Origin of the sequence: Shouchella shacheensis (genome assembly GCF_001484965.1) — a bacterium.
Lineage (GTDB): Bacteria > Bacillota > Bacilli > Bacillales > Bacillaceae_D > Shouchella > Shouchella shacheensis.
This window is the reverse complement of record NZ_KQ947393.1, coordinates 83,231-97,061: the sequence shown is the minus strand read 5'-3', so window position 1 is coordinate 97,061 and position 13,831 is coordinate 83,231. Positions and strand designations below refer to the sequence as shown.

The window sequence follows — 13,831 nt, the reverse complement described above, 5'->3', positions numbered from 1 at the left end:
GTTATCGGAGAGAATAAAATGGTACAGCCTTGCCAGTTTTCGCTAGCGCAAGGCTAGTCTCTTCCGTTGCCAAGCCTTTTTGTGTGTAAGCTGGGCACTGAGAGGCAGGGCTTTCTATTGAAACAAAAAAATTGCTTAATATAAGAAAATAACGTATGATTGCGCTATCAAGCAGCATGGAGTGGTGGAGATGCTCAATTTGTCAATCAAAGAGATGGAAAAGTTGCGGAAAGTTACGCACGCGCTCTCGACGACGATTCGCTTAGAAATGATTCAATTGCTTAGTGAGGAGAAGCATAGCGTGCATCATTTGGCCTCCCTTCTTTCAATCCCTGTTTCGACAGCCGCTTCGAATGTCAACATTCTCGAGGAGGCCGGGCTTATTCTTACAGAACTACGTCCAGCGAGTCGGGGAACGATGAAGGTATGTACACGGAACTTCGATGATATCCATATTGCGCTCTCAGGTGGGAAAAGGGAGCGAGAAAAGCCAGATGTCTTTGAAATGACGATGCCTATTGGACATTTTACTGATTTTCAAGCCTCGCCCACCTGTGGCATGGCTAGTGCCAAAGGACACTTAATTCCAGAAGATGAACCGGTTCATTTTTATCAGCCGGTACGTACAGAAGCGCAACTGATTTGGGCGAGGAAAGGGTTCTTTGAGTATAAGTTCCCTCTTTCCTTGTCAGAGGGCCAGCGGGTGGAGGCGGTGCGCTTGTCTGTGGAATTGTGTTCGGAAGCGCCGAATTACGACCACAATTGGCCTTCTGACATAACAGTCTGGATGAACGGTGTGGACATCGGGACATGGATGAGTCCGGGGGATTTTGGCGATCGACCGGGGAAGCTCAACTCCACGTATTGGGCGGAGCATACCATGACACAGTATGGAACGCTGAAAACGTGGGAGGTGACGAAGGAGAAGGTGATGGTGGACAATGTGTATTTGTCAAGTGTCAACGTTGGTGATCTCGGCTTAGGAGTGAACGAGTATGTAACGATACGAATTGGCATTAAGGAAGATGCGTTACATAAGGGAGGCATTAACTTATTCGGCCGTGAATTCGGTGATCATGCACAGGATATCAAGCTCCAAGTCACATTTTCAAAATAAACCGTTTTAAGAGCTCGCTGGGCGTACCCATGCCTGGCAGGCTCTTTTTTAGATGATAAAATAGGAAATTAAACAAAAAAAGTGATTGACAGTTCGAATATGTAAGCGTATTCTTAGTAATAACAAACAAATATTTTGTTTTAAAACTTTATTTTTGCAATTCGTGGATTCGAGTATACAAGGGGAAAGGAGAACACAATGACAACATCGGTTAGGCTTAATGAATACCCGCGCCCTCAGTACGTGCGTGAGTCTTGGATGAATTTAAACGGAAAGTGGGCATTTGACTTTGATGATGGGGATTTTGGAGAAGAGGAGGAGTGGGGAAAGGCCCCGCAGCTGACAAAGCAAATAAACGTACCATTTACGTATGAAACGAAAGCAAGTGGCATCGGAGTGGAAGAGTTTCACCCCATCGTCTGGTACCAGCGGGCGTTTGACGTACCCAAAGAAGAAGCGGGTAAAAATGTCCTTCTGCATTTCCAGGCATCTGACTACGTAACGAAAGTTTGGATCAATGGTTCCTATGTTGGTGAACATCAAGGCGGAAACGTCGCATTCTCTTTTGATATCAGCCTCTATTTGAGAGGAAGTGGTCCGCAGCAACTTGTTGTCCGAGTAGAGGACTCGAACAGCTGTCACCAACCAAGAGGAAAGCAGCGTTGGCTTGATAAGAACTTTGGCTGTTGGTATGTGCAGACGACAGGCATCTGGCAGACCGTATGGCTTGAGTTTGTCCCTGAGGAAAGGCTGAAGGACATAAAGATTACCCCCCAGTTTGACCGGAATGCGGTCTCGTTTGACTACATTTTTCATGGGGGTGTTGATTCGAATTGGCGTGTAGAAACGACGATCTCATTCAAAGGCAGAGAGGTTCGGCGCGTATCCTTTCACCCTGATAGGGAACGGATGTCGCATGAGGTAAATCTTGTTGCCAATATTCACGAATGGAAGGTTGCTCATTGGTCACCAGAACACCCTAACCTCTATGATGTTGAGTTTAAGCTATATCGTGAAGACTCGCTCGTCGATCGGGTGAATTCTTACTTCGGCTTACGGAAGATTTCAACAAAGGATGGGCAGGTGCTGCTCAACAACCGTCCAATCTATCAAAAGCTGATCTTGGATCAAGGATACTGGGCGGACACAATGCTGACGCCGCCTTCGGAGGAAGCACTTGTTGAAGACATCGATCGAATGGTGGATATGGGTTTTAACGGGGTGCGGAAGCATCAGAAAATTGAGGATGCGCGCTTCTACCATTTATGCGATAAAAAAGGTTTGCTTGTGTGGGCGGAAATGCCTTCAACGTACGAGTTTTCGAGAGAAGCGGTGGAGAATTTTACACAAGAATGGGGCAAGGTTGTCGATCAGTTGTATAATCATCCGTCGATTGTGACGTGGGTGCCGTTCAACGAGTCGTGGGGGGTTGGCAACATTCTCACTGATAAAAAACAACAGGCATTTACAGAAGGCATTTACCACTTAACGAAATCGCTTGACGATACCCGTCCAGTGATTGTCAACGACGGCTGGGAACACACGATCTCGGACATTATTACACTTCATGACTACGAGGAATTTGCTGAGCAGTTTCTCGCTCGCTATCAGGAAAAGGAGGCGATCCTTGGCAACAAGGTCCCGCATAACAAAGAGAAATACCCTTTTGCGAATGGATATGAATACAAAGGGCAGCCCGTGCTTATTAGTGAGTATGGCGGAATCGCCTTTACCACAAAAGATGGGTGGGGCTATGGAAACCAAGTGAAGAACGAGAAGGATTTCCTTGCGAGATACAGAAACATAACGGACGCTATTAAAGCGTTGCCTTATGTCACTGGCTACTGTTACACACAAATTACAGACGTTCAACAAGAGGTAAATGGGCTATTGGATGAGAGGCGGAAGCCGAAGTTGGATTTGAAGGAAATTAAAGATATTAATGACGCAAACGTGTAGTGCTGTTAAACAAACGGTCCATGAGATTTTTGTAATCTCATGGATTTTTTACACTATGGATTAACTAAAAGGTTAACTATATTATTCAAAAAAGAGAGAAAAGTAGGTTGACACCTGCTATTTATTTTTATAAAATGAATTAAATAATAATATTATTAATCATTAATGTTATTATTAACTAGATGAAAGTGAAATTGCTTTATTAAAAGGTGTAGCAGGGAGATGAGTACATGAACGAGGCAAGGAAAGCAACCATGACGATTGACCGAGAATTCAAAATTGCAGAGGTGGATGAGCGCATTTATGGCTCGTTTATTGAACATTTGGGCCGTGCTGTCTATGGTGGAATTTACGAGCCTGGTCACCCTAAGGCGACAGCGGGAGGATACCGCCAAGATGTCATTGACCTTGTGAAAGAGCTGCAGGTGCCCATTGTTCGCTACCCTGGTGGAAACATGGTCTCTGCGTATAACTGGGAAGACGGGGTAGGGCCGCTTGAAGATCGCCCGAAGAGGTTAGAGCTTGCCTGGCGCGTGCTGGAGCCGAATCATGTAGGTACGAACGAATTTGTTGACTGGGCAAAATTGGCAGATACAGATGTCATGATGGCTGTGAATTTGGGGACAAGGGGCATTGATGCAGCACGCAATTTATTGGAGTACTGCAACCATCCAGAAGGAAGCTACTGGAGTGATCTGCGAAAAGAGCATGGGTACGCGGCACCTCACGCCATCAAGACGTGGTGTCTTGGCAATGAAATGGACGGTCCTTGGCAGGTTGGGCACAAGACTGCGGATGAATACGGACGTTTGGCTTCTGAAACGGCAAAGGCGATGAGGCTAGTGGATCCAACGATTGAGCTTGTCGCTTGTGGCAGTTCGAATATTAATATGCCGACGTTTCCGCAGTGGGAGGCGACAACGCTTGATCACACGTATGAGGACGTGGATTACATCTCTTTGCACCAGTATTACGGCAATCGTTCTAATGATTCAGCTAGTTATCTGGCGAAGACGCTTGACATGGATCGCTTTATTGAGACAGTCATTGCCACATGTGACTACATCAAGGCGAAAAAGCGCAGCAAAAAGAAAATGTATTTAAGCTTTGACGAGTGGAATGTCTGGTATCACTCTAACGAAGCGGACAGACAGCTTGAACCTTGGAGTGTCGCTCCACCGCAGCTTGAAGATGTCTATAATTTTGAGGATGCTCTCCTCGTAGGTTCGATGTTAATGAGCTTTTTGCGACGAGCGGATCGGGTGAAAATGGCGTGTATGGCTCAGCTTGTCAATGTCATCGCTCCGATTATGACGGAAAATGGCGGAGATGCTTGGCGGCAGACGATTTTCTTCCCGTACATGCATGTATCCGTTTTTGGACGAGGGACATCCCTTCAGCCTGTGATCCAATCACCGACCTATGATACGAAGGAGTATACGGATGTGCCACATCTTGACTCAGCAGTTGTTTTCAATGAAGAGGCGGATGAGTTGACCATCTTCGCGTTAAACCGTCATCTGGAAGAAGCGCTTGACTTGCATATCGACGTTCGCGGGTTTGAGGGCTACCGGATTGCTGAGCACATTGTCCTTGAGAATGGCGATCTGAAAGCAGTTAATACCGCAGGAAAGCAGTCCGTTCAGCCTCATCGAAATGGAACATCCAAACTAGAGGATGGAAGAGTAACAGCTAGGCTTTCGAATGCTTCTTGGCATGTGCTTCGGCTAAAGGCAAGTAGCGAATAAGAGGGGAAGAGAGTCCCCTCTTCATCAACTTTGTAAGCGTTACCTTTTCGTCAAACCTTTGAAAGGGGATGTAATTATGCATCGGGTGCGTAATTCAAAAACAGGTTTTCTAGTTTTCATAATTGGGGCGATGATGCTCGCGGGCTGTACAAATACGGAAGAAACGACGGCAGATGGTCGAATGCAGCTTGAATACTGGGTCTTTCTATCTGGTGGGGATTTAGAATACATGGAAGATATTGTTGATGACTATAACAATAGCCAAGATGAAGTCTACGTGAATACGGTTTTGCAAGACTGGGATGAATATTACACGAAAATTGTAACAAGCGTTGCGGCGGAACGGGGCCCGGATGTAGGGATTTCACATGCCGCCTCTATTCCAGAGCTTGTGAATCAGGGACTTCTGCAGCCGGTTGAAGAGATTACGTCAGAGGCAGGACTCGATTTCAATCACTTCCCTGAAAATATCCGTGAGGCGGTAGAAGTAGAAGGAGACTCCTATGCAGTTCCAATAGACACGCACCCTTTTATTCTCTATATTAATACGGATTTGGCTGAGGAAGCAGGATTGCTTGACGAAGAAGGCCATCCAATGATTGAAGAGACACCGGAAGGGTTAAAAGAATTTTTTGTGAAGGCGAAGGAAGAAAATCCCGATGTCACACCGTTATCGATTTCAACTGGAGGTGTGGATGCCTACAGATGGTGGTGGACCGTTTATTTTCAAATGGGTGGAACACCGATCTTCTCCGATGACTTAAGGGAGCCGGAAATTACCCTTGATCGTGAGATTGCGATTGAGGCAGCAGAGTATATTCATGATTTCTACGGCGACGTCATTCCAATGCATATTGGTGATTTCTACGAAACGTTTCAGGCTGGGAATGCTGTTGGTCTAATGACAGGAGTTTGGGCAACAGGAATATGGGAGGAGACTGAAGGCTTAAATTTCACTGCACTTCCTCTTCCGCAGTCGTTCGAGGTTGACGCAGCGCAGGGCGATTCTCACTCACTCATTATGCCGATTAAAGAGGAACAATCACAAGAACGTCGGGAGGCGATTGCTGAATTTATGGCATTCGTAAGCGATGCGGGAGCAGAGTGGGCCAAAGCTGGGCATATTCCTGCGCGAAGCGACATTGTTGATAGTCCTGAATTCCAGGAGCAGCCGTTCCGATCCGACTATGCTGAAGCAGCGGAGAATGTGGTCTTTACTGATAAGACGATCTTCCAAAATCCAGCGGAAACGGATATGGTACGGGCACTTGATGAAATTATGAGCAATCGCTTGACACCGGAAGAAGGCATTGATGAGATGATCAACGCGCTATCCGTGACGACCCGACAATAAACGAGGAGGGGGAACGTATGAAAAAGCAGAGGGAAGTTGAATTTCATCCCGTGCAGGTGAAACGCACAAAAAAGCTAAATTGGAAAAATGAATTGCGCCCTGTGCCGTTTATTCTCGCTTTCTTTGTGGTCTATGTTTTATTTACCATTTACCCGATCATCAAAGGCATGCAAATGAGCTTCTTCAACTGGACGTTGATTGAACAGCAGGATTTTGTCGGTTTGACCCATTACGCAAATGTCTTAACCGATCCGAACTTTTGGGAATCGTTTGGAAACACAGGGCTATTTGTCCTCTTATCGACCCCGAGTATGGTGCTGCTCGCTTTAGTTCTCGCGTTAATGGCCAATTTAAACACGCGGCTGCAGACGTTCTTTCGCGGGGCCTTCTTCATCCCGAGCATTTTATCCGTGTCGGTGATTTCATTTGTGGCGATTTTTATGCTTCAACCTTACACGGGAGTCGTGAACAACATTATACAAGCCTTTGGCCTTGAGGCAGAGCCGTTTTGGTTGGCTACACCTTCTCTCGCCTGGGTCAGTATTATTGGCGTTACCCTCTGGTGGACCGTAGGCTTTAACATGATTTTATTTCTAACAGCCTTGCAAAACATTCCTGATGATCTGTACGAGGCCGCCGAGGTAGATGGCGCTACACGCAGACAGATGTTTTGGAACATTACGCTCCCGCAGCTTGTGCCAATCGGACGCTTGATTTTGCTTCTCCAAGTGCTGGCATCTTTTAAAGTATTTGCGCAAATCTTGTTAATTACGGACGGAGGGCCAGGCACCTCTACAAGACCGATCATTCTCTATATCTATGAAATGGGATTTCAGCGCTATGACCTTGGATACGCGGCTGCGATGTCCTATCTGCTCTTCATGGTCTTGCTTGTCCTCTCCATTATTCAGCTACGATTAGGCGGAAAGGAAGGAAGAATGCTATGAGTCAGTCTTTGCTAGAAAACAAACGTGACCCCTTTCGTCCTGTCAAAGTGCTCGGTTCCTTCGTGATGGCGTTGCTGTTTATCTTTCCGATCGTCTGGATGATTTTTGTTTCATTGAAACCGGAGGGGACAGCGGCTCTATCTCCGATTGAGTGGTTTTTGCCACCCTACACATTTACGAACTATATCGATGTTACTCTCGGCAGCGACATTTTTTTGTGGATCTGGAACAGTTTCTTCATTGGAGTGGTAACGACATTTCTTACACTTGTCATTACCTCGATGGCGGCATTTGCGATCTCAAAGATGCGGTTCCGCTACCGGAAAGCGTTGTTTCTGTTCTTTATTGCCGGCTTAATGGTCCCTGGAGAGGCGATGATCATTCCTCTTTATGAAATCATCGGGTCGATGGGACTCCTAGACACGTATGCTGGCCTGATTTTGCCGGGAATTGCCGCACCGCTGGGCGTGATTATCTTAAAAAGCTTTTTCGACGGCGTGCCAGATGAATTGATTGAAAGCGCCAAGCTTGATGGCTGCAATGATTTTCGACTTTATTGGAATGTGGTGTTGCCTCTGGCTAAATCGGCGTTGGCCGCTGTCGGAATTTTAACGTTTATTGCTTCGTGGAATAACTTTCTCTGGCCGTTTCTCGCGATTATCTCTGAGTCGCTTTATACGCTGCCGGTAGGGATTCCAATGTTCAACTCAAACTATTCGGAAACGTATATTTTGCCGATGACGGTCAATGCGATTGCTTCATTGCCTGTGATCATTGCCTTCCTGTTTTTTGAAAAGCAAATTGTCAAAGGAGTCAGTTTCTCTGGAATTAAAGGCTAAGGGAGAAAGGAAGTGAGCCGGTGGAAACGGAAGGATTAAGAGGAATGGCGCTTCGTATATGCGACTCGATTGTACGCTTTGCGAGTCTCAATGGCCTATGGATTTTGTTTTCTCTACTCGGCGGGATCGTGGTCGGCTTTTTCCCGGCCACACAAGCGATGTATTCGATTATGCGCGAATGGCATAACGGAGAGAAGGACATTCCGCTTGTGCGCACGTTTTATCGGGAATGGAAGAACTCCATCATGAACGCCAATCTCATCGGTTATGTGTTTACAGTCATTGGGGTGATCTTAGTACTTGACCTGATGGTTGTCGCAAGTTACGAGCATGTGTGGGCGATGATTGCGACAGTGCTCATTGTCTGTGCTCTGTTTGTCTACGGATTGACTGCCTTGTTTCTTTTTCCGGCAATGGTTTCGTTTGAAGCGAGGCTGACCGAATTCTTAAAAAGCACACTGCTTCTCTCACTCGCCTCCTTGCAATATGCCCTTTTGATGATAGCGGCTTTGACGGTTGCCTTCGTTCTTTTCATATTTGTCCCACCAGCTGCCGTCTGCTTTGGCGGAAGCCTATGTGCTTGGGTGACCACTCACTTTTCACAAAAGGCCTTTCGGCGGGCAGGGCAGGTACTGCAAGGGGAAGTGGTGAATCAATAGGAAGGAGAGGAGGGGGTTCTTATAGGTGAAAATAGACCTTTAAGAACCCCCTCCTCAATCGTTATGTTATAGCAATCTCTTTATATTACTCCTCCCGTTCAGCCATTTCCGCAATCTCTTTCGCAGAAAGAAGCCCTTCATAGACTTGCAATTCATCCATTAATCCTTGATAAGGATCATCCCAATAGTTGACCCCCAAACCGAAGCTAGCATCGGTCGTTGTAAAAATATCAGGGAAGCCGGAGTCGGCATGCTTTTCTTCTCCGTCAACATAGACACGAATGTTCCCGTCATTCACCGTGAAAGCAAGATGGGTCCACTCATCAGGGGGAATCATCATCTCTGTATTGGCATCATACCATGTCGAGCTACCTGACCAGACCATCGTATTGGCGATTTCCCCAGTTCCATAAGGAAGGAGACTCACCCAATTGTTTTCATCTTTTGCTCCAAAGAAAGACGTCGTATAAGGCGTTAATTTTTCAGGTTTTAACCATACAGATACAGAATACGAGTTACTTGAGATAAGGCCGTCTGGCAAGCTTATACCTGAATCACCATGGAATGCCGCTGCATGACCGTGCTGGCCTTCTTCAAACGTGATGTCACCACCTGAATGATCGAGCCTGTCACCAGTAGGTACACCAGCAGCAAAATTAGTTGTACTGTCTTCTAAGTGATTATTGAAGGTGTAGTGAGCGATTAACCCAGTCTCTCTTAATGGTAAAACAGTGATCTCAAAACGACGAGTCTCCGAGGCATCTCCTTTCGTAACTGTGGCAGTGAGAGTGGCAGTGGCAGTTGCTGACTCAGAATCCGTGTCCGGGCGAGAAATTTCACCCTTATCGGTAACCACATCTGCATCTGAAGTTTCCCACGTTATTTCTGAGTAACGAGTTCCTTCTGTAGGAAGCGTCAAATTGGAGATGACATTATCAGTATCACCTAGATTTAAATCATTTCCCACATCCTCTACAATTTCTGTGTCTGTTTTATCAAGCATTTTGCTGCCCCAAGCGGTCACTCCATCGTTTGACATGGCAGTAAATGTCATGACATAGCTTTCGGACACCGGATTCCATTGACGAACAAAAACGCCGTCATAGGTTTCATCATCGACCGTGATTTCTGCCCGATTGTGACCTGTTCGCTTCCACGTTCCCTCGACATCCCCAGAAATCGTACTGTTTTTATTCAACGAAATGTACTGTGCGTGCTCCAACTCATCGGTAATTTTATTGCCGTGATTAATATATTGGTATTCTCCAATGACGTCTTGTCTTTTCACTTTTTCAAGTTCTTCTCCGGCATAACGGTAGGGAGCAGTGACGTGCCACCCGTGTTTGTTCTCAAACATTTGATGGACACGGAGTTCATGCATCTCTCCAGTGCCAGGAAAGCGAGTATGGAAAACTAAAAATTGCTGGCCTGTTTCAGGATCTTTGTACACGGAATTATGACCTGGGGCTGCATAACCGTAGCCGTCGCCTGATCCTGGGTCGCCGACTTTTCGCTCAAATATGAAGTTGCCCATCAGTTTATTTCCGCGCTTTTCGTGTTCTCGTGCGTCTGGTCTATTTCTAACAGAACCATCATCCAATGAATCCGGCAATACGGCCTCGTCTCCAGCAGCATCAATGTATGGTCCATCCGGATTCTCTGAACGGAATGTTCTCATTTGATAACCTCCGTCAGATGCCAAGCCCCCATACGTGACATACAAGAAATAATAGCCGGACCCCTCATCATATTGCACATAAGGACCTTCCCCTGATCGACCATATCCGCCTGAAATTTTAGTGCCGAAATAACGATCTATCACTCTGCCATCATCCGTCATCCCGTCTTCGCCAGGATAAATCGGCTTTCCTGTTGCTGAGGCGACTTCGAGAATGAAAATTCCTCCTGCCCAAGAACCGTAGGTCATCCACATCTTTCCGTCTTCGTCAAAAAACAAGTTAGCATCAATGGCATTGGTGAAATCCTTATAGTTATACCCACCGGTATCCGTAAACCAGTCATCTCTCGTTCCCTCTAACGTTCCTTCCTTTATAAGATCTGGAAGGTGAGTATTTCCCCAATTTTTATTGACATCACTATTGTCATCATAGGCATCACCTTCGAAGAAGCCTGAGTACATAATTGTATTCACATATTCGTATGGCCCCTCAATGTTTTTTGAGACGGCATAACCAATCGCGGAACGTATATACGTGGAAGAGGCACTATAGTACATCATATAAGCACCAGTTGAACCATCTTTATGTTTATAATGCTCGTTCCAGATAACTTCAGGAGCCCATACGGCAAATCCGCCTCTGCTGTCCGCATCATCTTCGCCGGCCCACTCAAAGGACTCGGCTAAATTTTCCGATAGATCACCATATAACGTATTGTCAGGGGTCGTATAACCATTCGTGAAATTCGACCATTCCATTAAATCTGTGGACTTGGCGGCTTCGATGTGAGTCCCAAATGCATAAAACGTATCATTGGCCTTGATAATAGAAGGGTCGTGAACAGAGGCCTCAGAAAAATTTGGTGTCTCCCTTTGATCATCTTCATGAGGCTTATTTCCATTATTGCCTGATTTCGCATGTCCCTGACTATACCCGACAATTGGCACGGTTAAAGCAACCGCTAACAAAATAAAGAACGAAAATTGCTTGCATTTTGGATTCATTTAACTAGCCCCTCTTTTCAAAATTTAAATGTAAGCGCAACCTTTTTGGTGCAAAAAACTCCTTAAATTTTTTTTGTCCCGGTAGTCAAATTTAGTCTCAGAATGTGTAAAGTATAAAGCCCCCTCTCGAGAATCCAAGTGTTTGCTTATAATTAAAGGAAACCACTCTTACTCAACAACCAAAAAACTACTTTAACCAAGGTTAACATAAATGTAAACGTATTAATATTATTATTTACACAGAAGCGTATTATTTATAAAAAGCGTGAAAATGACTTGACACTTCTAATGGCCTTTCGTATAATTAAAATGTTAATTATAAATTAAAGTATTAACTATAGTAGCTACTATTTGATTAGAGGTAGGAAGAGGAGTACGTGAAAGAGACAAGAAAAGCAGCGATAACGATTGACCGTCAATTTAAGATTGGTGAAGTCGATGAACGGATTCATATATATATCGACGTTCAGGAATTTGAAGGAAACCTAACGGCTGGCATTTTATGACGATTTAAAAGCAGTGAACACCCGGGAAAGCAGCTCGGTTAACCACACTGAAGAGCGGAATCGACACTGACCGATGGAATAATGATGAGAATTTTTTGAACACTACCTGGCATGTACTTCGCTGGATAAAAGAAAATAATGAGAATGTTTATAAAAATATGTCGTGTAGTTCGATTCGTTTAATTCAGAAAAAATGTTGACACTCGTCTATACAATGAATATAATGAGGTTAAATAACTAGTACGTGAATTATTAATTTTTTTATTAATAATAGAAATTTGCTGTGTCGCTTGGTTAATTGTTTCCTTGAGTCAAATTACGAAACAAGAAAGCTATAGGAGGGGGATCAATCGATTTATTGAAAGCGCTTAATTTATATTGGTGTCCTCAAATAAATGATGAGCCAGTGTTAGCCTATCGTTGACTCTATCACGGGTTACTCTACCTACGTACCAACGGAAAACGAAAAGAAACATGATCCTTTTCCAAAGGCCACACATTTAGCCCTAATTAAGAAAAGTGAGCGGGCTAATGGATTACATTTACTTAACAAAAGATCACGAGCTGTTGTACTGCTGTTGTACTAAGGTTAACAAAACGTCAAATCGAAATCATATCAAGAAGGGGAGCATGAATAATGTCCAATCTTAAAAGTAAGGCGCTAATGTCGTTCTTTGTAGTTACTTTGTGCAGTAGTCTAGCGGCCTGTGGTAGTAATGAAAGTGGAGGAGTGGAAGATAGTGGGGTTAACGATGATGGGGATTTAGAGATAAGCATTTCGACGTGGGGGTTACCTGACGAACTCTCCGTTTTCGAAACGTTAGTTGAAAATTTCGAAGAGAATAATGAAGGAATTAAAGTGAATATCATTCATATCCCAGATGATTATTCAGGGAAAATGAACACAATGCTAGCTGGAGGAACTGCACCTGACGTAGTTTTTGCTAGTGATGGAGATTTTGGTGCATGGGCGAAAGCTGGTTTATTTTTAAACATACAAGATAAAGTTGATAACAGTAGTATTAACCAAGAGGATATGTGGGATTCGGCTTTAGATAGATATAGATGGGATGGAAGTGTACTAGGCGAAGGAGATTTATATGCTCTTCCAAAGGATATCGGGCCTTCTGTCATGTTTTATAATAAAGAGATATTTGATGAAGCGGGAATTCCATATCCAGATCCCGAAATACCAATGACATGGGATGAAATGTTAGATGTAGCACAACAACTCACCAGTGGTGATCAATACGGAATTGGGCCTCTTTGGTGGGAAGCTTTCCTTTGGTCTAATGGCGGAGACGTGCTAAGTGAGGATAATACTGAATTTATAATGAATGAGCCTGATGCAGTGGAAGCGATTCAATTTGTGTCAGACTTAACAAATGATTATCAAGTGGCACCGGATTCTCGAACATTGGATGCGATGGATGCTGATCAAATGTTTGAAACTGGAAGAGTTGCAATGGTCTTTCAAGGGAGATGGATGGTACCGACCTATCGTCAGCTTGATTTTGATTGGGATGTTGCCCCATTCCCAGCAGGAAAAACAGGAGAAGCTTCAGGGTGGTCAGGTTCAGTAGGGTATGCCATTAATAAAGACTCCAATTTTCCAGAAGAAGCATTTCAATTAATTGAATATCTTGCTGGGGAGGAAGGGCAAGATATCCAAACTGAGCTTGGGTTAGCTATTCCAACATATAAATCATTGTCCGACACAGATGTATTTCTGCAGCCAGATCAAAGGCCAGCAAACGCGCAGGCTTTTCTACAAGCTGCTGAAAATCAAAGACCTGGTCCTTGGACACTTACTCCGAATAATCAATGGTTGGACCACGTGAATCAAAATTTGGGCGATGTCTGGAATGGGGAACGATCAGCTGAGGAAGTTTTAAATGAAATAAAAGAAGAAGTTGATGAACTTCTAAAAGAAGGTAACCCAGAAATATTTGAGTAATGTTCAAATTAGTGGGGGATTGATCCCCCATTTACTTTCTTCCTTATACCAAGTAAAGGAGA

10 protein-coding genes are annotated in these 13,831 nt (G+C 44.6%); 9 read left to right on the top strand and 1 reads right to left on the bottom strand.

Features of this window, described 5'->3' with window-relative positions:
• The first annotated feature begins 190 nt into the window (after positions 1 to 190).
• The 7 genes from AVZ68_RS00510 (at position 191) to AVZ68_RS00480 (ending at position 8,623) form a co-directional block, all read left to right on the top strand.
• A complete protein-coding gene (locus tag AVZ68_RS00510; RefSeq protein WP_059102586.1) occupies positions 191 to 1,117 on the top strand; it encodes an ArsR/SmtB family transcription factor in 927 nt (308 codons plus the stop codon).
• 198 nt (positions 1,118 to 1,315) lie between these two features.
• Positions 1,316 to 3,076: a glycoside hydrolase family 2 protein gene (locus tag AVZ68_RS00505; RefSeq protein WP_059102585.1), complete on the top strand. Its 1,761-nt coding sequence runs from the start codon at positions 1,316 to 1,318 to the stop codon at positions 3,074 to 3,076.
• 230 nt (positions 3,077 to 3,306) lie between these two features.
• Positions 3,307 to 4,824, top strand: coding sequence for an arabinosylfuranosidase ArfA (gene arfA, locus AVZ68_RS00500; RefSeq protein ID WP_059102584.1), 1,518 nt, complete (start codon positions 3,307 to 3,309; stop codon positions 4,822 to 4,824).
• Between the two features lie 76 nt (positions 4,825 to 4,900).
• Positions 4,901 to 6,178: an extracellular solute-binding protein gene (locus AVZ68_RS00495; RefSeq protein ID WP_059102583.1), complete on the top strand. Its 1,278-nt coding sequence runs from the start codon at positions 4,901 to 4,903 to the stop codon at positions 6,176 to 6,178.
• 17 nt (positions 6,179 to 6,195) lie between these two features.
• A complete protein-coding gene (locus AVZ68_RS00490; protein ID WP_082676220.1) occupies positions 6,196 to 7,125 on the top strand; it encodes a carbohydrate ABC transporter permease in 930 nt (309 codons plus the stop codon).
• Positions 7,122 to 7,964 carry a carbohydrate ABC transporter permease gene (locus AVZ68_RS00485; protein ID WP_059102582.1) on the top strand — a complete coding sequence of 281 codons (843 nt, stop codon included), beginning with the start codon at positions 7,122 to 7,124 and terminating at the stop codon, positions 7,962 to 7,964. The genes AVZ68_RS00490 and AVZ68_RS00485 overlap by 4 nt, the downstream gene beginning before the upstream one ends.
• Before the next feature lie 20 nt (positions 7,965 to 7,984).
• Positions 7,985 to 8,623, top strand: a complete 639-nt coding sequence (locus AVZ68_RS00480) for a YesL family protein (protein WP_059102581.1) — start codon at positions 7,985 to 7,987, stop codon at positions 8,621 to 8,623.
• 85 nt (positions 8,624 to 8,708) lie between these two features.
• On the opposite strand, the gene AVZ68_RS00475 is transcribed toward AVZ68_RS00480, so the two are convergent.
• Positions 8,709 to 11,306 carry a LamG-like jellyroll fold domain-containing protein gene (locus AVZ68_RS00475; RefSeq protein WP_059102580.1) on the bottom strand — a complete coding sequence of 866 codons (2,598 nt, stop codon included), beginning with the start codon at positions 11,304 to 11,306 and terminating at the stop codon, positions 8,709 to 8,711.
• Between the two features lie 377 nt (positions 11,307 to 11,683).
• Between AVZ68_RS00475 and AVZ68_RS20810 the strand changes: the two genes are divergently transcribed.
• Both AVZ68_RS20810 and AVZ68_RS00470 read left to right on the top strand, forming a co-directional pair.
• Positions 11,684 to 11,812: a hypothetical protein gene (locus tag AVZ68_RS20810; RefSeq protein ID WP_281176565.1), complete on the top strand. Its 129-nt coding sequence runs from the start codon at positions 11,684 to 11,686 to the stop codon at positions 11,810 to 11,812.
• 637 nt (positions 11,813 to 12,449) lie between these two features.
• A complete protein-coding gene (locus AVZ68_RS00470; protein ID WP_059102579.1) occupies positions 12,450 to 13,769 on the top strand; it encodes an ABC transporter substrate-binding protein in 1,320 nt (439 codons plus the stop codon).
• Positions 13,770 to 13,831 lie beyond the last annotated feature (62 nt).